The 18,699-nt window shown below is 73.5% G+C and carries 13 protein-coding genes and 1 pseudogene; 9 read left to right on the plus strand and 5 right to left on the minus strand.

Going from position 1 to position 18,699, the window contains the following annotated elements; translation table 11 throughout:
• Window positions 1–55: 55 nt before the first annotated feature.
• Window positions 56–493, plus strand: coding sequence for an SPW repeat protein (locus IE242_RS09450; protein ID WP_189857283.1), 438 nt, complete (start codon window positions 56–58; stop codon window positions 491–493).
• A 156-nt stretch (window positions 494–649) separates the two neighbouring features.
• On the opposite strand, the pseudogene IE242_RS09455 reads toward IE242_RS09450, so the two are convergent.
• Window positions 650–1,162: pseudogene (locus IE242_RS09455) on the minus strand (SRPBCC family protein); the annotation flags it as partial.
• A 176-nt stretch (window positions 1,163–1,338) separates the two neighbouring features.
• Here IE242_RS09455 and IE242_RS09460 point away from each other — a divergent pair.
• Window positions 1,339–1,914: a GNAT family N-acetyltransferase gene (locus tag IE242_RS09460; protein WP_189857285.1), complete on the plus strand. Its 576-nt coding sequence runs from the start codon at window positions 1,339–1,341 to the stop codon at window positions 1,912–1,914.
• Between the two features lie 261 nt (window positions 1,915–2,175).
• Window positions 2,176–2,442, plus strand: a complete 267-nt coding sequence (locus tag IE242_RS09465) for a GlsB/YeaQ/YmgE family stress response membrane protein (protein WP_189857286.1) — start codon at window positions 2,176–2,178, stop codon at window positions 2,440–2,442.
• Between the two features lie 9 nt (window positions 2,443–2,451).
• Here IE242_RS09465 and IE242_RS09470 read toward each other — a convergent pair whose 3' ends face one another.
• The 3 genes from IE242_RS09470 to IE242_RS09480 form a co-directional block, all read right to left on the minus strand.
• A complete protein-coding gene (locus tag IE242_RS09470) occupies window positions 2,452–3,270 on the minus strand; it encodes a GNAT family N-acetyltransferase (RefSeq protein WP_189857609.1) in 819 nt (272 codons plus the stop codon).
• Between the two features lie 98 nt (window positions 3,271–3,368).
• Window positions 3,369–4,736 carry an RICIN domain-containing protein gene (locus IE242_RS09475; protein WP_189857288.1) on the minus strand — a complete coding sequence of 456 codons (1,368 nt, stop codon included), beginning with the start codon at window positions 4,734–4,736 and terminating at the stop codon, window positions 3,369–3,371.
• Window positions 4,737–4,961: 225 nt separating this feature from the next.
• Window positions 4,962–8,264, minus strand: a complete 3,303-nt coding sequence (locus IE242_RS09480; protein ID WP_189857290.1) for a right-handed parallel beta-helix repeat-containing protein — start codon at window positions 8,262–8,264, stop codon at window positions 4,962–4,964.
• 187 nt (window positions 8,265–8,451) lie between these two features.
• Between IE242_RS09480 and IE242_RS09485 the strand changes: the two genes are divergently transcribed.
• The gene (locus tag IE242_RS09485) at window positions 8,452–9,702 is read left to right on the plus strand and encodes a S8 family serine peptidase (protein ID WP_189857292.1); all 1,251 of its coding nucleotides are present in this window, start codon (window positions 8,452–8,454) and stop codon (window positions 9,700–9,702) included.
• A gap of 31 nt (window positions 9,703–9,733) precedes the next feature.
• Here IE242_RS09485 and eccCa read toward each other — a convergent pair whose 3' ends face one another.
• Window positions 9,734–13,714, minus strand: coding sequence for a type VII secretion protein EccCa (gene eccCa / locus IE242_RS09490; protein ID WP_189857611.1), 3,981 nt, complete (start codon window positions 13,712–13,714; stop codon window positions 9,734–9,736).
• 484 nt (window positions 13,715–14,198) lie between these two features.
• Between eccCa and eccD the strand changes: the two genes are divergently transcribed.
• The 5 genes from eccD to IE242_RS09515 all read left to right on the plus strand — a co-directional run bounded on the left by eccD (window position 14,199) and on the right by IE242_RS09515 (window position 18,699).
• A complete protein-coding gene (eccD, locus tag IE242_RS09495; RefSeq protein ID WP_189857294.1) occupies window positions 14,199–15,593 on the plus strand; it encodes a type VII secretion integral membrane protein EccD in 1,395 nt (464 codons plus the stop codon).
• 102 nt (window positions 15,594–15,695) lie between these two features.
• Window positions 15,696–17,255, plus strand: a complete 1,560-nt coding sequence (gene eccB, locus IE242_RS09500; RefSeq protein ID WP_189857296.1) for a type VII secretion protein EccB — start codon at window positions 15,696–15,698, stop codon at window positions 17,253–17,255.
• Between the two features lie 139 nt (window positions 17,256–17,394).
• On the plus strand, window positions 17,395–17,730 hold the full coding sequence (locus IE242_RS09505; RefSeq protein ID WP_189857298.1) for a hypothetical protein: 336 nt from the start codon (window positions 17,395–17,397) through the stop codon (window positions 17,728–17,730).
• A gap of 60 nt (window positions 17,731–17,790) precedes the next feature.
• Window positions 17,791–18,111 carry a WXG100 family type VII secretion target gene (locus IE242_RS09510; RefSeq protein WP_189857300.1) on the plus strand — a complete coding sequence of 107 codons (321 nt, stop codon included), beginning with the start codon at window positions 17,791–17,793 and terminating at the stop codon, window positions 18,109–18,111.
• A 120-nt stretch (window positions 18,112–18,231) separates the two neighbouring features.
• The gene (locus IE242_RS09515; RefSeq protein ID WP_189857301.1) at window positions 18,232–18,699 is read left to right on the plus strand and encodes a type VII secretion system-associated protein; all 468 of its coding nucleotides are present in this window, start codon (window positions 18,232–18,234) and stop codon (window positions 18,697–18,699) included.

Below are 18,699 nucleotides of genomic sequence, written 5' to 3' on the forward strand. Positions count from 1 at the left end.
TCATCTATCAGGCCATAAGCGGACAGGTCTGCAGAGAGAGCCAAGGAGACGAGTCATGGCCAGAGTCTCGTACAGGAGCGACATCTCCAGTCACCCCGACGTCTCTGAGATGCGGGACAGATACGACCGCATGATGGGCGGACGGGATGTCGCACTCGTGGACGCGCCGGTGTTCCTGCTCGGTCTGTACTTCGCCGTGTCCCCGTGGATCATCCACTTCTCGTCCGTCCAGACGTCCCTGTCGACGCACAACCTGATCATCGGCATCGCGATATCCCTGCTGGCCATCGGGTTCACCGCCGCACCGCAGAGGATGTACGGCCTGAGCTGGGCGATGGGCGTCATGGGCATCTGGATGATCATCTCGCCGTGGGTCGTCGGCAGGAACTCGGACGGCGGAGTCATCGCCAACAACGTCGTCGTCGGCGCCCTGACCCTGATCATGGGGCTGGTGTGCGCGGTGACGGCGCGGGGCGCACGGAACAAGACGTAGCGGGTGCGCCGGAAAGGCCCGCGAGACCCGCGAGACCCGCGAGGGGAATGACGGCCGGTCCGCCCTGACGGACCGGCCGTCGCCTTTCCGTGCTCCGCCCGACGGTCCTGACGCGTCCCGATACGACCTGACACGTCCTGATCGGCCCGCGCCGGCTCAACGGTCGGCCGGCACGCTCCAGGGCTCCTGCGGCAGCGGGCTGCCCGTCTCCAGCAGTGACTTCAGGTTCGACAGCACGGCCGCCCAGCCCGCGGCCGCCTCAGCCCGCTCGTTCTCGTCGGGCAGGTTCTCGTGGGTGACCGTGAGCCGGACGATGTCGGCGTGCGGACGGATGTCGAAGGTGACCCGCGACCACCGGTCCGGGCGGTCCTCGTCGCCGGGGTCGGCCCAGTCGGTGACGAGGCGGGTGGGCCGCTCGCTCTCCACGACGGTGCCGACCACGTCGGCGATGCCGGACCCGTCCGTCCGCACGTGCTCCCAGCGGGACCCCGGCCGCCAGTCGGAGACATTGGAGTGGCCCCAGTAGGCGGCGGTCAGGTCCGCGTCGGTGAGCGCGTCCCAGACCCGCTCGGGCGTGCTGAGGATGTAGGTGACGTACACGGTGCAGGGCTTGTCGGACTCGGTGGGCGTGGTGGACGTGTCGGTCATGGCTGCCTCGGCTGGTCGCTCGCTGATCGCGCACTCCACGGTAGGCAGGCGAACACCTGCACGCCAATGCGCGCGTCCGCCCGCGGGTCAGCCCCGCCCCCGCGGCCACCACCGCGACGGCCGCCCGGAACGACACCGCCGGCCTCCGTCGGGGCGCGCTCTTGGCCGCTCACCGCGCCGCACGACAGGATCGGCGCATGGACCCGCACCAGCATGTGACCTTCCCCGCGCCCATCCGGCTGGAGGGCTTCGGCGTACTCCTGCGCGAGTGGCGCGACGACGACGCGGCGGCCCTGGTTCCCGTGTACGACGACCCGGAGATCCACCGGTGGACGCCGGTGGCCGCGCCGTTCGACACCGTCGCGGCCCGCGTGTACATCGCCGCCGCGCGCGGAAAGCGGGCCTCCGGGCGGGGCGTGCAGCTGGCCATCACGACGGACGGCACGGTGCCTCTCGGCGAGGTGCTGATGTTCCGCAGCACGACCGACGCGCGGGACGTCGAGCTGGCGTACGGCGTCGGGCCCGCCCATCGCGGCCGGGGCCTGGCCTCCGCGTCCGTCCGCCTCGCCACCGGGTACGTCGCACGGCACATCGGGCCGCGCCGCGTGGTCCTGCGCATCGAGGCGGAGAACGCGGCGAGCGAGGCGGTCGCCGCGGCGACCGGTTTCGCCCTGACCGACGACGCGCCGGTCGTACGCCGGCACAAGGAGCGCAAGGCCGTGCTGCGGACGTGGTGCCACGAGGGCGCGGCGGGGGCGGGCGACAGCGGGTGAACGGCCTGCGGGACGCTGGATGCGGAAGCGCGGGGGCGGGGGCGCGTCACGGCGCCCGCATGCACGAGGCGGGGCGCACGGCAGCATCGACGGGGCCGGCGGCAAGCGGAACGGACTGCCCCCGCATCCAGCGGGCACACGCACAAGTAGGGGGCTACCTCGGCAACGGGGCTCCACGAGTGCGGGGCTCCCGCACCCGGGCGCCCACGGGGGCGGGGAAGGGGCTCCTCAGGCACGGGTCCCGACGGAAAAGGGGTGGAGATGGAGATCTCCGGCATCATCAGTGCCATCGTCATCGGCATCGTGATCGGTGTGCTCGGCCGGCTCGTCGTCCCGGGCCGCCAGCGCATCGGCATCCTGCTGACGATCGTGGTCGGCATCGTGGCCGCCCTCATCGGTTCCGCGGTCGCCGCCGCCCTCGGCGTGGCCGACACCAGGGGCGTCGACTGGATCGAGTGGCTCATCCAGATCGGGCTGGCGGCGCTGGGCGTCGCGGCACTCGACCGGACGCTCGCGACACGGCGCTGACCTCCTCGGTCACGGACCGTCCGCCCGGCCGGTGCCCGGTGTGCCCGGTGTGCCCCGCGTGTCCGGCGGCGACAGGTACGGCGTCGTCGTGGTCAGCGGGACGAAGCCGAGGCGCTCCAGGACGGGACGGCTCATGTCGCCGGCGTCCACCTGGACGTAGCGGTAACCGAGCTCGGCGGCGAGGCGGGCCCGATACGAGACCAGGGCGCGGTAGATGCCACGGCCGCGCCAGTCCTCCACCGTGCCGCCGCCCCACAGTCCGGCGAAGCGTGTCCCGGGCACCAGTTCCATGCGTGCCGCGCTGACCGGCCGGTCCCCGGCGAGCGCCAGGACGGCGGCGACCGTGTCCGGGTCCGCGGCGATACGGGCGAGCAGGTCGCGGTGCATGGACGCGCTGTCCCGGCCGAAGGCCCGGGCGTGCACCTCGGCCATCATGTCCACGCCCGCCGCGTCGGTGACCCGGAGGAGCGGCGGTTCGGCGTCCAGGGCGACCCGGCTCAGGTCCGCGATCATCAGCGTCTCCTCCGGCTCGGGCGTGAACCCGGCCGCGCGCAGCCGCTTCCCGAGGTCGGCCGGCCGGTCGTGGCCGTACAGCTTCCACTCGAAGGCGCGGCCGAGCCCGGCGAAGTACCGCAGCTGCGCGGCGACGGCCTCGTCGGCGGTCGCCTCGTCCAGATCCGACCAGAGCACGCTGTCCCCGCCGTGCCCTTCGCCGGTGACCAGCCGCACCACCCCGTCCACGCGGTCGATCCGCGCGTCGGGAGTGTCGGGACGCGCCCCTTGCCGTACGTCCCGGTCGAACTCGGCCAGCACTCCGGCCCGATCCACGTGATCCATGGGGTGATCCATGGGCGCACCTCACCATCCGTGGGCACCGCCGGGCAACAGAATTTGAAGGAGGGCACGGCCTCGCGCGGCCGCCAGGGCTAGCCGGAGAACCGCCAGCGGTGGTCGTCGGAGTCACTGCAGTGGAACAGCGTGAGCCGGGAGTCCGCGCGGACGCCGCCCTCCGCGCTGACGTCCAGGCACAGGCCGTTGCTGGAGAAGTTGCGGACCCAGCTGCTGCCGTCGGGGCGGCGGTCGAGCCACCACAGCTGGTTGTCGGCGGTCGTCCCGTTGCACGGGAACTCGCTGACCTTGGTGGTGGCCGACACCGGGCCGTAGTTGGGCAGGTCCAGGCAGAGGCCGTCCTTGACGTTGCGGATTTGGTACAGGTCGGTGCCCTTGGGGCTCACGTCCCGGTACCGCATCTCCAGGCTCCACATCTGGTTGTCGTCGCCGCCCGCGTTGCAGGGGTACTGGTTGACGGCGCCGTCGGCCTTGCCGTTGCCGTAGCCGGGGACATCGACACACATACCGGTCTTGACGTTCTTGATCAGTACGTTGCGGATGCTGGAGTCGGCCGTGCGCGTCGTGGTCTCGGTCCCGGAACGCTTCTCGGAGCCGGTTTCCTTCTTGGTCCCGGTCCTGGCCCCGCTCTTGGACGGGGAGGGGGCGGAGCCCGCGGCCTCCGGCTGCTTTCCCGTGTCCGTCGCGTCCGGCGACTTCTTCTTCGCCGGGGAGGGCGAGGGGGACGAGGACGGGCTCGGGGACCCGGAGACGAACGTGCCGGGCGGGACGTCCTTGCCGACGGGATCCTGAAGGACGGAGTCGGCCTTGTCCCCGGCCAGGCCGGTCCGGTCGCCGTCGCGGTCGTCGTCGCCGCCTCCCATGAGAAGGATCGGCACGCCGACGAGGACGACACCCACCAGGGCGGCGGCGGCCAGCAGCGGCTTGCTCGGACCGTTGCGGCCGTGCCCCTCGGCCGTCCGCCCCCCAGCGGTGCCACCGGACGCGGCGGCGACGGTGGTGCCGGCGGTTCCGGTCGTCGCCGCCGCCGATGTCTCGGTCCGGGCCTCTCCGGAGGTGTCGACGGCGCGGCGCGCCCCGGGGGTGGCCGGCTCCTCGGGAGCCGTCGGCTCCTCGGCGGCCGGGGCCGCGGAGCGCGCCGGGACGGCGGCCGGATCGGCGGTGCCTGAGGAGGACTCATGGCTTTCGGAGGGCTCGGAGGACTCGGAGGACCCGGTGTCAGCCTGAGCGGACGGTGCCGGCTCCTGCCGGGGCTCCGGCGCCGCGCCCGCCGGCGGCTCCGCAGCCGCCTCGGCGGCGCCACGACCGGCCCATGCCGCCCCGGGCCCCTCGACCGTGCCGCCCAGGACGACGGCCCGGCGGACGTCCTGCCGGGCCGGTCCGCCCGAGCGGGTCGCACGCCCGGAGCGCCGCGCGTTGTCGTCCGTACCGTACTGATCTGCCATCAGGTGGACTCTTTCGAAGGGGTCGGTCCGAGCGGACTGGGCCGGCGCGCTCGCGTTCCAGAACTGCGAAGGGCTGTCCGCCGTGACACCAGTGGGGCCATTGAGCCGTGAGAAGCGGTCCCCGGAGTGAACGCCGGCCGAACACTGTTCGATCACTCGTCGCCGCTCCGGCGTCCGCGCACGCCGGGGACCGGAACCACCAACTCGCAGGCGGGACCACTTGGTTCAAGCCTGCGGAACGTCCTCCGGAAGCAGCGCGCGCAGATCGTCCAGGCCGGGTGCCGCCACCGCGCCCAGCCGCCGGGCCTGACGCGTCATCATCACGTCGAGGATGCCGCGCGCCGTGCGGGCGTTGCCGAAGGAGCGGTCCCGGGGCAGCGCGGCGACATGGGCGGTGAGCGCCTCCCGTGTCCTCGGCGCGCAGTCGTAGCCGGCCTCGGCCGCCTGCCGGGCGATGATCTCGACCAGTTCGTCCGTGGTGTAGTCCTCGAAGTGCACGGTGCGTGTGAACCGGGAGGTCAGGCCCGGGTTCGAGGCGAGGAACCCCGCCATTTCCTCCGTGTAGCCCGCGGCGATGACCACCACCTCGTCACGGTGGTCCTCCATCAGCTTCAGCAGGGTCTCGACCGCCTCCCGCCCGAAGTCGGCGGTCGCGCCGCGCGGGGTGAGCGTGTACGCCTCGTCGATGAACAGCACGCCGCCCAGGGCGCTCTCGAAGACCTCCTTGGTGAGCTGTGCGGTGTGGCCCACGTACCGGCCCACCAGGTCCGCGCGGGCGACCTCCACCAGCTGCCCCTTGGGGAGGACACCGAGGGCGTGCAGCAGCCCGGCGTACAGGCGGGCCACCGTGGTCTTGCCGGTGCCGGGCGGGCCGGCGAAGACGAGGTGGTTGCTGAGGCGCGGGGTGGGCAGCCCGGCGGCGCGGCGCTGCCGGGCCGCGGCGAGCAGCGAGACGAGGTCGCCCACCTCGCGCTTGACGGCGGCCAGGCCGGTCATCGCGTCGAGCCGGGCGAGCAGTTCCTCGGCACCGCCCTCGGTGCCGGCCGCCGCCGTGCCCTCGACGCCGACATCCTCGGGCAGCAGCAGGGTGAGGTCGCGCTCGGTCGGGTTCCGCAGGGTGGCGAGGCGGCTCGCCTGGCGGTCGACCATCTCCTCGAAGACACGGCGCGCCTCGCGGCCGTTGCCGAAGGTGGCGTCGCGGGTCATGCCCCGGTAGTGGGCGGCGAGCGCGGCCAGGGTGGTGGGGTCGAGCGCGTAGCGGTGGGCCTCGCACATCGACTCGGTGATGGTGACCAGTTCGTCGACGGAGTAGTTGGCGAACTCGATGGTGCGGGTGAAGCGGGAGGCGAGGCCGGGGTTGGAGGCGAGGAAGGCGCCCATCTCCTCGGTGTAGCCCGCGGCGATGACGACCACGTCCTCGCGGTGGTCCTCCATCAGCTTCAGCAGGGTGTCGACGGCCTCGCGGCCGAAGTCGGCGCCGGATCCCTTGCCGTCGGACAGCAGGGTGTACGCCTCGTCGATGAAGAGCACGCCGCCGAGGGCCTCGTTGAAGGCCTCGGTGGTCTTGATGGCGGTACCGCCGATGACCTGGGCGACGAGGTCGGCGCGCGAGACCTCCACGAGGTGGCCGGACCGGAGCACGCCGAGGCCGGCGAGGATGCCGCCGTACAGCCGGGCCACGGTGGTCTTGCCGGTGCCGGGCGGGCCCGAGAAGACCAGGTGGCGGCTCATGGGCGGGGCCGGCATGCCGAGCCGGGCGCGGCGCTGGGCGAGCTCGTTGAGGTTGACGAGGGTGCGGACCTGGTGCTTGACGTCGGTGAGGCCGATGAGGGCCTCCAGTTCCTCCAGCGGGCCGCGCGGTGGGGCGGGTGCGGGCCTGCGGTCTCCGGTCGCCGCCTCGCCTGAGGAGCCGGTGCCCGCGAGGGCGCCCCACGCGTCGGGCTCCTCGTTGCCCGCGCTGATGAGGTCCTCGACGGTCAGCCGGTCCCCGGGACGGGTCTGGCGCAGTCCCGCGCCCCGGTTGTCCCGTACGGTGCAGCCGGTCGCGGTGACCGGCTCGTCGGTGTCGACGCGGATGCCGTCGCCGAGGCTGCCGGTGATGCGGCAGGCGTCGAGCGCGGCCCGCGATCCGGCGGCCAGCAGTACGCCGTGGGCGGCGGACTCGGTGATGTGGGTGCGTTCCGCGGTCAGTTTTCCGCCGTGGTCCACCGCGACACCGGAGGCGGCGGCCGCGTGGAGGCGGCAGTCCCGCAGTGTGGCGTGCCCGTCCTGGCCGACGCGGAGGCCCGCGTCGGCGGCCGACTCGACGGCCGTGTCGCGGAGTTCGGGCCTGCCGCCGGCGGTGACGCGGACGCCGTCGCCGCCGGGGCGGTCGATCAGGCAGTCCTCCAGCCGGCCGCGTCCTTCCTCGGTGATCTCGGCGCCGTGAGCGCGCGGGGCGACGATCCGGGCGCCGCGCAGGAGCGGGTTCGCGCCGGTGCGGATCAGCAGGGCGGTGCCCGCGGCGTCGAGGATCTCCAGCCGCTCGAACTCGGCGACCGAGTCGTCCTCCAGGGTCACCGCGCCGGTGGTGTCGCGGCAGTCGCGCACGACCGTGCCGGTCAGTACGGGCGTGCTCGACCCGGTGACCCGTACGGCGGGCGCGGTGGCGGTGTCGAACTCGCACTCCTCGAAGGTGCCGCGGGAGCGCTCGGTGACGGCGAGGCCGTTGCCGCGGGTACAGGTGGTGCGGCAGCGCAGCAGCTCGGCGTCGGCTCCGGAGGCGAGCACGATGCCCGGCCCGGTGGTGTCGGCGACGGTGACGTCCTCGAGCGTGGGCCGGGCGTCGCTGGTGAGGTACACGCCGACGGCGGTGTCGTGGGCGGTGGTGCGGACGACGTGGGTGCTGCAACTGCCCTCGAGCGCCAGGGCGGGCTTCTCGGCGCCGCTCAGGTCGCAGTCCTCGATCGTGCCGCGCGCCTCGCCGTTGACGAGGATGCCGTTGCCGCGGGCGTCGCGCACGTGGCAGCCGCGGACCGTCGTACGGGCCTGTTCGCCGAGGACGATGCCGGAGGTGCCGAGGTTCTCCACGACGCAGTCGGCGATGACGCTGCCGGTGGGTGCGGTGTCGACGACGCCGGCGCCCGTGGGGTTGCTGATCCGGCAGTCACGCATGGCGACGGCGCCGTTCTCCCGGGCGAGGACGGCCGTCCAGCCGGAACCGACGACGGTGCAGCCGTCCATGGCCACCTGGCCGCGCGGCGCGTCCACGACGGGGAGGTCCTCGGCGCCGCCGCGCAGGGTGAGGCCGGTGAGGGCGACCGCGTCCGCGAGGAGGACGAGCGCGGTGCCGCGGCGCGGCCGGATCTCGACGCTGCCCGGCGCCCCGTCGGCGGCGATGGTGACGCGGTTGCGCACGGTCAGGTTCTCGGTGTAGCGGCCGGGCCTGACCCGGATCACCGCCCCCGTGCGCGCCTTCTCCAGGGCCTCACCGATCGTCCGGAAACAGTCCGGTTGTTCCGGGCACACCGTGAGCAACTGCCGTGACACGCGCGGGCCTCCCTTTCTCTTCCTACCCGCGCCGATCTTTCCTGCCGAAGGGTGGACCTCAGTGGTGGGACGGTGTGCTCCAGGTGAAGTCTGGGCGAACCGGGGGGTGTTGCGGCGGTGCGGTGCGCAGGACGGGCGTACCTCGGGCGTCACCATGCCGTCATCTCGGCGGCCTAGCTTGCGCGCCATGCGACGTCCCGCCGGCCCCTCCGCCTCCACCGGTCCCACGCGCGCACCGCGCCACTCCGCCGTACGGACCTCGGGGGTGCTGACGGCGGTGCTGCTGCTGACCGCGGCGCCGGTGTTCGCCGCGGCCCCGGCCCGTGCCGCGGGCCAGATCGAACTGCCGGTGCTCCGCACGGAGTTGACCGGCGGCGAATCCTGCACCGGTGCCTCGAAGCACACGGCGGAGGCCGAGCCGTGGACGGTGGACGCGCTGGGGCTGTCCCGGGCCTGGACCCTGTCGCGGGGTGAGGGCGTGCGGATCGCCGTGGTGGACACCGGGGTCGGTGCGGACGTGCCGGCGCTCGCGGGCCGCGTGACGGCGGTGGGCGACGGCGACGGCGACGGCGACGTGGACTGCGTGGGGCACGGGACGTTCGCCGCCGCGCTGGCCGCGGGGGCGCCGCTGGACGGCGTGGGACCCGTCGGGGTGGCGCCCGCGGCGGGCGTCCTCGCCGTGCGCGGCACGGCGGAGCGCGGCGCGGTCACCGTCTCCCTGCTGGCCGGGGCGATCCGCGAGGCGGCGGACGCGGGCGCCGGGGTCATCTACGTCGGGCCGGCCCTGGAGGGCGGCAAGGATGAGCTGACCAGGGCGGTCGCGTACGCGCAGGGCAAGGACGCCCTCGTGGTGGCCCCGGCCGCGCCGGACGCGCTCCCCGAGGACGAGGACGAGAGCGGTGAGACGGCGGCCGCGCAGCCGTGGTACTGGCCCGGGTCCGCGCCCGGGGTGCTGTCGGTGCAGGACTACGGCCCCGAGGGCACCCGCCCGGAGGGCGCCCCGCAGGTGTCCGGCGTGGACCTCGCGGCCCCCGGCGACGCGGTGGCCGGCGCGGGGCCGCGCGGCCGCGGCCACTACATCGGCTCCGGTTCCTCGCTGGCGGCCGCGCATGTCGCGGGCGCGGCGGCGTTGGTGCGGGCCCGCTTCCCCGAGCTGTCGGCCACGGAGGCCGCCCGGCAGCTGACCGCGACGGCGTACCCGGCCGACGTGCCGCGGCTCGACCCGTACGCGGCCCTGGCGACACTGCCCGAGTCACGGCCCGGCTCCGCCCCGGACCCGGTGCCCGCCCGGCGCCACGAACCCGCCTCGACGGCTCCCCGCGACCGTGCCCTCGCCGTCGCCGGGGTGGGTGCGGGCGTCGTCCTGCTGACGTTGGCCGCGGCCGTCACCGTTCCCCGGGGGCGCGCCCGGGGCTGGCGCGCGGCGGACGGAAGCTGACGGGGAGTTCCGGCCGGAACCGCCTGCCGTTTCACTCCCCCGGCCCCTCCACCAGGGCCGTCTGCACCCGCACCGTCTTGCGGCGGGCGATCCGCGTGGCGCGGCCCGGAGGCAGGATGCGGCCCTTGACGTTGCCGAAGACGTACCCCTCGGACGGCGGGCAGGACAGCAGCAGGCCGGGGGTGTTGACCTCCAGGAGGCGCCGCATCAGATGGTCGCCGAGGCCGCGTCCGGCGCCGGAGGCGGAGCGGGTGACGACGATGTGGAGGCCCACCTCGTACCCGAGGGCGAGCTGGTCGAGGAGGGGGTCGAAGGGGGCGTTCATCGGGCCGGTGCCGAGCATGTCGTAGTCGTCGACGAGGATGAACAGCCGGGGGCCGTTCCACCAGTCGCACAGCTTCATCCGGGCCGGGCTGATGTCGGGGCCGGGCACGCGGGTCTTCACCGCGCGGGCGGCGCCCTGGATCAGGTCCTTCAGCCCGTCGATGGACACGGCGTGCCCGAGCCGGTACTCGTCGGGGACCGCCTCCACCAGTTGCCGCCGGTAGTCGACGACCATGATGCGGGCCTCGGCCGGTGTGTAGCGGTCCATGACGGCCTTCGCGACCAGCCGCAGCAGGTTGGTCTTGCCGCTCTCCGTGTCGCCGACGGCGATCATGTGCGGGTTCTCGGCGAAGTCGTGCCGGACGACGGAGAGTTCGTCCTCCTCCAGACCGAGGGGGACCCGCAGGCCGCCTCCCGCGGGCAGGACTTCGGGCGCGGGCAGTCCGGCGGCCGGGAGGACCGCCGGGAGCATCCGTACCGGCGGGGCCGACGGGCCGGCCCAGCTCTCCTGCACGGCCGCGACCAGCGCCGCGACGCCGTCGGCGAGGTCGTCCGCGTCCTCCACGCCGTCGATGCGGGGCAGTGCGGTGAGGTAGTGCAGCTTGCCCTCGCGGGTCAGGCCGCGTCCGGGGGCGCGGGGCACGGTGGCGGCGCGGCGCATGTCGATCTCGGAGTCCATCGGGTCGCCCATGCGCAGTTCCAGGTGGGTGGCCGCCTGGTCGCGCACGGCGGCGGACAGTTCCACCCAGCGCGCGGTGGTGACGATGAGGTGGATGCCGTAGTTGAGGCCGCGCGCGGCGATGGCGTTGAAGGTGGAGATGTGCCGGTCGTAGTCCTGCCGTACGGTCGACCAGCCGTCGATGACCAGGAACACGTCGCCGTGCGGCTCGCCCGGGAACTCCCCGGCGGCGCGGCGGCGCCGGTAGGTGGCCATGGAGTCGATGCCGTGGTCGAGGAAGAACCGTTCCCGCTGTGTCAGCAGGGTATTGACCTCGGCGATGGTGCGGCCGACGCGCTCGGTGTCCAGGCGGGCCGCGACACCGCTCATGTGCGGCAGTCCGGCGAGCCCGGCCAGGGTGCCGCCGCCAAAGTCCAGGCAGTAGAACTGCACTTCGCGCGGGGTGTGGGTGAGGGCGAGCGCGGCCAGGACCGTACGGACCATGGTGGACTTGCCGCTCTGCGGGCCGCCCGCGATGGCGACGTGCCCGCCGGCACCGGACAGATCGACGGTGAGCAGGTCGCGCAGCTGGTCGAAGGGCCGGTCGACGATGCCGACGGGGATGCGGAGGCGGCCGCGTTCGGGCCGGCCCGCCGTGGTCAGCCCGAAGTCGGGGTCGGGGGTGAGCGGCGGCAGTACCTGGTCGAGGGTGGCGGGACGGTCCAGCGGGGGCAGCCACACCTGGTGGGCGGGCGGCCCGGCGCCGAGGAGCCGCTCCACTGCGACGGAGAGCAGGGTGTCGCCGGTCTCCTCCTCCGGCTCCGGGCCGGGGTCGGGTGCGGCGGGCTGGTGCCGGGGCACGACGTAGCCGCTGCTCCAGGGCACGGTCTGGCTGGCGACGCGGGCCTGGTCGGCGCTGCCGCGCCGGGTGCGGTACGGGCCGGAGACGTAGGCGGCGCGGAACCGGGTGAGCGCCTCGACGCCGGACTTGAGGTAGCCGCTGCCGGGCTGGGGCGGCAGCTCGTAGGCGTCGGGGACGCCGAGGACGCCGCGGCTCTCCATGGCGGAGAAGGTGCGCAGGCCGATCCGGTAGGAGAGGTGGCTCTCCAGCTGGTGCATACGGCCCTCGTCCAGGCGCTGCGAGGCGAGCAGCAGATGGACGCCGAGGCTGCGGCCCAGCCGGCCGATCATCACGAACAGCTCCATGAACTCGCGGTGCGCGGCGAGGAGTTCGCTGAACTCGTCGACGACCACGAAGAGGCTGGGCAGCGGTTCGAGGGGCGTTCCGGCGGCGCGGGCCTTCTCGTACTCCAGTACGGAGGTGTAGTTGCCCGCGCTGCGCAGCAGCTCCTGACGGCGCATCAGCTCGCCGTGCAGGGCGTCCTGCATACGGGAGACGAGGGCGGCCTCCCCGGCGAGGTTGGTGATGACGGCGGAGGTGTGCGGCAGGGTGTCCAGGCCCAGGAAGGTGGCGCCGCCCTTGAAGTCGACGAGGACGAAGTTGAGGGTCTCGGAGGAGTTGGTGAGGGCGAGGGCGAGGACGAGGGTGCGCAGCAGTTCGCTCTTGCCGGAGCCGGTGGCGCCGATGAGCATGCCGTGCGGGCCGGTGCCGCCCTGCGCGGACTCCTTGATGTCGAGTTCGACGGGGGTGCCGTCGGCGCCGACGGCGATCGGGACACGCAGCCGGGCCGGGCCGGTGGCACGCGCCCAGAGCTCTGCCGGGACGTGCTTGGCCAGGTCGGGGATGCCGAGGAGGGTGGTGAGCTCGACGTTGGTCGCGAGGGGTTCGGCCGCGTCACCGCCGATGCCCATGCGGTACGGGGCGAGCCGCTTGGCCAGCGCGGTGGCGCCCGCGGTGCCGAAGGTGTCGGGGCGGCCGAGCCGGGTGGTCTGTTCCTTGCGGTCGCGGTCGGTGCGGACGAGGTCGAAGGCGCCCTCGGTGACGTCGAAGCGGAGGGTGCTGCGGCCGGGGCGCCAGGTCAGGGCGCCGGACAGGTCGAGGACGACGGTGTTGCGCAGGCCCGGGCCGTCGAGGCGGTGGCCGGCGGGGACGGTGCCGCCGTCGATGACGATGACCGTGAAGGGCTCCTCGCGGCCGGGCACCGCGTCCGGGTCGAAGGGCGGGCGCTCGCAGAACTCGGCGCCGAGCAGGTCCTCCAGTTCACCGAAGGCGGAGCCGGTCATCCGGGCGGGGCCCGCCCCGTCGTTCTCCTGGGGGTGGAGGTGGTGCGGCAGCCACTTGGCCCACTCCCAGTCGGCGCGGCGTTCGTCGGAGACGCACAGGGCGAGCCACACGTCGTCGGGCGAGTGGAAGACGGCGAGCTGGGCAACGAGGGCGCGGGCCAGGGAGCGGATGCGCTCCTCGTCGCCGCGGAACAGGACGCGGGCCCAGGCGCGCAGCAGGATCGCGATGGGCTGGTCGGGGACCGTGGCGTAGGCGCGGATGAAGCTGCGCAGGGCGTGCGCGGAGAGCGGTTCGAGGTCCTCGACGGGGCTGGTGGAGACCGGGGTGAGCCGCAGCCCGAGCTTCTGCTCGCCGACGGCGACGCGGATCTCACCGAAGTCCTCGTCCTGCGGGCGGCGTTCCCACAGCCGGGTCGTGCCCACGAGCGAGGACAGCGCGGCGGGCTCCGGGTGGCGCCAGGCCAGGGCACGCTGCTGGTCGATGACGGCGGCGCGCACCTTGCGGCGGGTCTGCGTCAGATAGCGCAGGTAGTCGCGGCGCTCGCCGTTGAGCCGCTGCTTGCGCTCGCTGCCGCGGCGCATGAACTGACCCATCATCATGGCGCCCGCCGACAGCACCATCAGGCCGAGGGCGAGGTAGAGGAAGCTGCTGCCGCTCCCGCTGCCGGAGCCGGGCCGCATGAACATCAGCATCATGGACACGGACATGAGCGCCATCGGCAGATAGGTCCAGATGGCGGAGGAGTCGGGGACGACCTCGGGCAGCGGCGGCGGCTCCTGGAGGCTGAGCTCCCCCTCGGGCATGTCCGGGCCGCGTCGACGGGCCGGCCTGCGGAACAGGACCACACTCAAGGGGCTTACTCCTTGCGGCAGTTGGGGCGGCGGCGGGCGGTCGGCCGCAGCCGGCACGAGGCAGTCAGTCGGCACGCCGGCAGCCGGTCGGCCACAGCCTGCACGACGGCAGCCGGCGCGACGCCGACCGGGAAACCGTCGGCGACACCTGGCGGCCGACCGCATTCCGGTTCGACCGGGTCGACTATGGAGCGGCGCGGACCGGGCCGGATGACGCGTCGGGGAACGAGCGGGACCGGGCACGTGAACGCTCGGGCGGGGCCGGGCATACCGGGCGCTCGCGGCTCCCGCCGTACGGACGACCGCCGTTACGATCCAGCCGCGGGCCACCGGTAGATCATCTTCCGGGCTCGTGTTCCGCCCTGCTCTCGCGCTCTGTCCGCCCGGCCGCCGAAGCCCGGGTCCCGCAGAAGGAGACCCGGCCGCCACCCGCACTCGCCGCGCGGCCGGAACGACCGGGAAGGTGTGACCCCGTCCGATGAGTGACAACCAGGTGGCCGGGCTGTGCCGCCTGACGGTGCGCGCACCCGCGCGCAGCATCGATCTGGCCGTCCCCTCCGACGTGCCCGTCGCCGATCTGCTGCCCACCATCCTCGACTACGCGGGCGACGAGGTGCGCGAGAGCGGCATCGAGCACGGCGGCTGGGTGCTGCAACGGCTCGGCGGGCAGCCACTGGACGAGGAGCGCACCCTCGACGCCTGCGACCTGCGCGACGGGGAGACCCTGTATCTGCGGCCGCGTGTCGAGGCACTGCCCGAGGTGCACCTCGACGACCTGGTGGACGGCATCTCCACCACGATGCAGCAGCGTCCGCACGGCTGGAGCCCGCAGGCGGGCCGCCGCATGCTGATCGGCACGGCGGTCGCGGTGCTCGTCACGGGACTGCTGGTGCTGTCCCTGCCGGGTGGCGCGCTCTCCCCGCGGGCCGTGTGCGCAGCGGCCGCCGGAGTACTGCTGCTGGCCGGTGCGGCCGCCGCGAGCCGTGCCGTGGGCGACGCGGGAGCGGCGGCGGCGCTCGGCTTCATGGCCGCCCCCTATCTGGCGCTGGCCGGCTGGCTGCTGACGGCCGGTGAGCCGGCCGGGCCGTACGGGGCCGGCAGCCTGGGGCCGGGGCTGCTCGCGTCCTGCGCGGCGGGCGCCGGGGGCGCGGTCCTCGCGCTCGCGATGGTGGGGGCGTTCGCGGCGCTGTACCTGTTCCTGGCGGTGGTCACGGCCTTCGGCGCGCTGGGCGCGGCGCTGGTGATCACGGCGGATCCGGGCGCGGCCTCCGCCGCGGCGGTCGTCGCGCTGGCGGCCGTGGTGCTCGGGGCCTTCGTGCCCTCGCTGTCGTTCCGCATGTCGGGGCTGCGGATGCCGCCGCTGCCGACCAACGCGCAGCAGTTACAGGAGGGCATCGAACCGCACCCCACGTCGGCCGTCCGGAGCCGCGCGGTCCTCGCGGACGGCTGGATGACCTCGCTGTACGGCGCGGTGGGGCTGGTGTGCGCCGCCGCCGTCACGGTGCTGGTCCGCCACGACGACCTGCCCGAGAGCGTCATGGTCATGGCGCTGGTGCTGCTGCTCGTGCTGCACGCGAGGGGGCTGGGGAACGTCTGGCAGCGCCTGTCGCTGCTGCTCCCCGCCGCCTGGGGCGCGCTGCTGCTGGCCGCGGTCCTCGCCCGGGGCACGGAGCCCGACGCCCGGCTGCTGACCGCCGCCGGGCTGCTCGCCGCGGCGGCGCTGTTCGCCGTCCTCTCCTGGACCGTGCCGGGGCGGCGGCTGGTGCCGTACTGGGGCCGGGCCGCGGAACTGCTGCAGTCGGCGGCGGCGATCAGTCTGCTGCCCCTCGCCCTGTGGGTGCTGGGTGTGTACGGCTGGCTGCGTGCCCTGTGAGCCGGATCCAGCCCCGGTCCCGGACCCGGTTACGGCCGCCGGGCCCCGCATGCGGTGAGCCGGCCGGCGTCACGGCCACCGAGAGCGTGAAGGAGTGTCGACGTGCAGTCCAAGCGTGACCAGGTGCAGGCGCACATGTTCGTGATGGGGCGGCTCACCTCGGGCATGCTCCGCGCCGACCCGGACGCCCCGGAGAGCCCGCAGGGCCGGACGAACCGGGGCATCGTCATCGGCATCGTCGTGGCCGTCCTGCTGTCTGCGGGCGCCTTCGTCCTCGGCCTGCTCCGGCCCGGCACCACGGACTCCTGGCGCGAGGCCGGGACCCTGGTCGTCGACGAGGAGACCGGCACGAGCTACCTGTACCTGAACGGCCGGCTGCGGCCGGTGCGCAACTACGCCTCGGCGCGGCTCCTCGCCGGTGCGGACATGAAGACGGTGACGGTCGGCACGGCCTCACTGAAGGGCACTCCGCACGGCACCCCGGTGGGCATCACGGGGGCTCCCGAGTCGCTGCCCGCGGCCGGTGACCTGGACACCGGGCCGTGGCAGGTCTGCACCGACCCGGCGTCCGGCGGTGTCGTCCTCGCGGTGGGTCCGCACGCGTCGGACGAGTCGGCATCCGGCGAGGGCCTGGGCGGCGAGGAAGCGCTGCTGGTGACGGGTCCGGACAAGGCCGACTACCTGATCTGGCGCGGCAGCCGCCTCCGGCTGGACGACGCGGCGGGCGCCGCCGAGTCCCTGGGCTACGGCGACGCCACTCGCGTACGGGTATCGGCGGCCTTCCTGAACGCGCTGCCCGCCGGACCCGACCTCACCCCGCCCGAGGTGCCCGGCATCGGCGGCGAGGGACCGTCGCTGAGCGGCCGGCAGACCCGGATCGGCGAGGTGTTCACCGCCACGGTGCCCGGCTCGGAGAGCCGCTACTACCTGCTGCGCCGTGAGGGCCTCGTCCCCGTGACGGCCACCGAGGCGGCGCTGGCGCTCGGCAGCCCGGAGACCCGTAGGAAGGTGTACGGCGACGCCTCGGCGACCGCCGCCGAACTGGGCGCCGAGGCCCTGGCCACGGCCCTCGCCCTCGAGCACGCGAACGGCTCCGCGGACAGCGCCGCGGCCGGTCGGCTGCCCGCGTCCCCGCCCCGGATGTCCGCCCTCGGCACCGGACAGGTCGCCTGCGTCCAGGTCGAGGCCGGCGAACGCGACACCCGGATCAGTGTGGCGCTGGTCGACCGGGAGGCGCTCGGCCCCACCGCACAGGCCCCCGTCGAAGGGCTGGTCCCGGCGTGCGTGGCCGTGGACCGGATCACCGTACGGCCGGGCGGCGGCGCGCTCGTGCACGCCCTCGGGGCGGACGGGCGGAACGTGGGCGGCACCGTCTACCTGGTGACGGACACCGGGATGAAGTACCGGGTGTCCGGGGCGGACGCCCTGGAGGCGCTCGGCTACACCGAGGACCAGGCACGGCGGCTCCCGGCGACCCTGCTGTCGATGCTGCCGACCGGCCCCGACCTGACGCGGACGTCCGCGGAGACGGGCCGCGGCACCACGACGCGGCCGCCCTGCCAGGAGCGGGACGAGTCCGGGGCGGGCACGGGCGAATCCGCGACCGCCCCGGACACAAAGGAAAAGGCCGCCGTGGGCGAGCGGAAAGTGAATTCCGAGTGAATCCCCGGAATTCCGACCGCGAGAACCGGAATGCAGTCGGAAAACATTCCGTAACTCGTTGCTCGGTCAACTGAGCGCTGTCTACGTTTGGTTGCCGTCACCCGTATCAACTGGACCGACATAAAAGGAGGATCCCGTCATGGCCGGAATGCAGCAGTCGGAAGAGCGCGCCACACGGAATGGAGTCCAGGCTCTGGAGCAGGCGTTCAGCGGCATCCAGAACTGCCGGCAGGACGTCGAGAACATGAAGCACAACCTCGCCTCGGGCCTGAAGGGCTCCGACGGCAAGGCCTACCAGGACCTGCTGAAGCTCTGGGACGACCAGGCCGAGGTGATCTCCACCAACGTGCGCGACATGATCGAGACGCTGAACGAGACGCTGCGCGCGCAGGGGCTGGCGCAGGGTTCCTCCAACGAGGCCATCAACCAGGCGTACTCCGGGTCCCAGGCGATATTCGACGCCCTGAAGGGCTGACCCGCCGCGCCCCCTTCTCCCTCCGCCCCTCCCCCACCACGCCGCGAGACGAGGACCGACATGAGCGATTTCACCGACGGCTACATCTACGTCGACTACTCCCACATGAGCAATGCCGCCGACGACATGGTCCAGCAGACCAAGGCGATCGCGAGCATCCTCACCAACCTGGAAGCGGAACTCCAGGAACTCAAGAACACCTGGATCGGTGACGACAAGGAGGTCTACGAGCAGAAGCAGGCCGCCTGGAACGGCGCCGTCGAGGCCATGAAGGACCTGCTCACCAGCCACTCGAGGCTGCTCACCGACGTCTCCGAGAACTACCAGTACAGCGAGAAGTCCCTGACCAGCCTGTGGGAGAGCGTCCGCGTCGGTCGCTGACCCGCGCCCCGCGCCGGCCCACGCTCCCCTCCCGCCGGGCAGCCGCCCGCCGCAGACGGTCCGGGGCCCGCGCCCCGGACCCGTCGACCCGTTCCCCACCCCCACCTCAAGGAAGGCGACATGGCGGACAGCGCCCCCGTGAATCTCGACAAGGCCTGGCTGGAGAACTTCCTCAACGACGATGTGAAGGACTTCCTCTCGGCCCTGGAGAAGATCATGGCCGACGGCACGGTCGGCGGTGAGGAGATCCCCGCCCTCTACAACCTGCTGCCCGAGGGCCAGCACGGGCCCGGCGTGCTGCCGGGAGCCAAACTGCCGCTCACGATCGGCGGCATGGAGACGGACACCGAGACCAACGGGCAGCACCTCACGACGGCGGTCAAGGAACTGATCACGGCCATCCACACGATCCTCGAGAACCAGAAGCTCCTCTTCGAGAGCATCGAGGACGGGCTGGCGGACAGCATCGACGAACTGTTCAAGACCCAGGGCGAGAACCTGGAGAAGATCGACGGCGAGAAGCTGGTCGACATCTTCTCCGAGGTGGACGAGTACCTGAGCGGGACCGGCGCCGAGGACGACGACTGA

Source organism: Streptomyces poonensis (assembly GCF_014650915.1).
GTDB lineage: Bacteria > Actinomycetota > Actinomycetes > Streptomycetales > Streptomycetaceae > Streptomyces > Streptomyces poonensis.

Bases quoted from the DNA above. Each gene is read 5' to 3' on its own strand.
- IE242_RS09475 (WP_189857288.1), bottom strand. From the start codon at position 4,736: ATGGCAGATCAGTACGGTACGGACGACAACGCGCGGCGCTCCGGGCGT.
- IE242_RS09450 (WP_189857283.1), top strand. From the start codon at position 56: ATGGCCAGAGTCTCGTACAGGAGCGACATCTCCAGTCACCCCGACGTC.
- IE242_RS09505 (WP_189857298.1), top strand. From the start codon at position 17,395: ATGGCCGGAATGCAGCAGTCGGAAGAGCGCGCCACACGGAATGGAGTC.
- IE242_RS09515 (WP_189857301.1), top strand. From the start codon at position 18,232: ATGGCGGACAGCGCCCCCGTGAATCTCGACAAGGCCTGGCTGGAGAAC.
- eccD (WP_189857294.1), top strand. From the start codon at position 14,199: ATGAGTGACAACCAGGTGGCCGGGCTGTGCCGCCTGACGGTGCGCGCA.
- IE242_RS09510 (WP_189857300.1), top strand. From the start codon at position 17,791: ATGAGCGATTTCACCGACGGCTACATCTACGTCGACTACTCCCACATG.
- IE242_RS09485 (WP_189857292.1), top strand. From the start codon at position 8,452: ATGCGACGTCCCGCCGGCCCCTCCGCCTCCACCGGTCCCACGCGCGCA.
- IE242_RS09465 (WP_189857286.1), top strand. From the start codon at position 2,176: ATGGAGATCTCCGGCATCATCAGTGCCATCGTCATCGGCATCGTGATC.
- IE242_RS09460 (WP_189857285.1), top strand. From the start codon at position 1,339: ATGGACCCGCACCAGCATGTGACCTTCCCCGCGCCCATCCGGCTGGAG.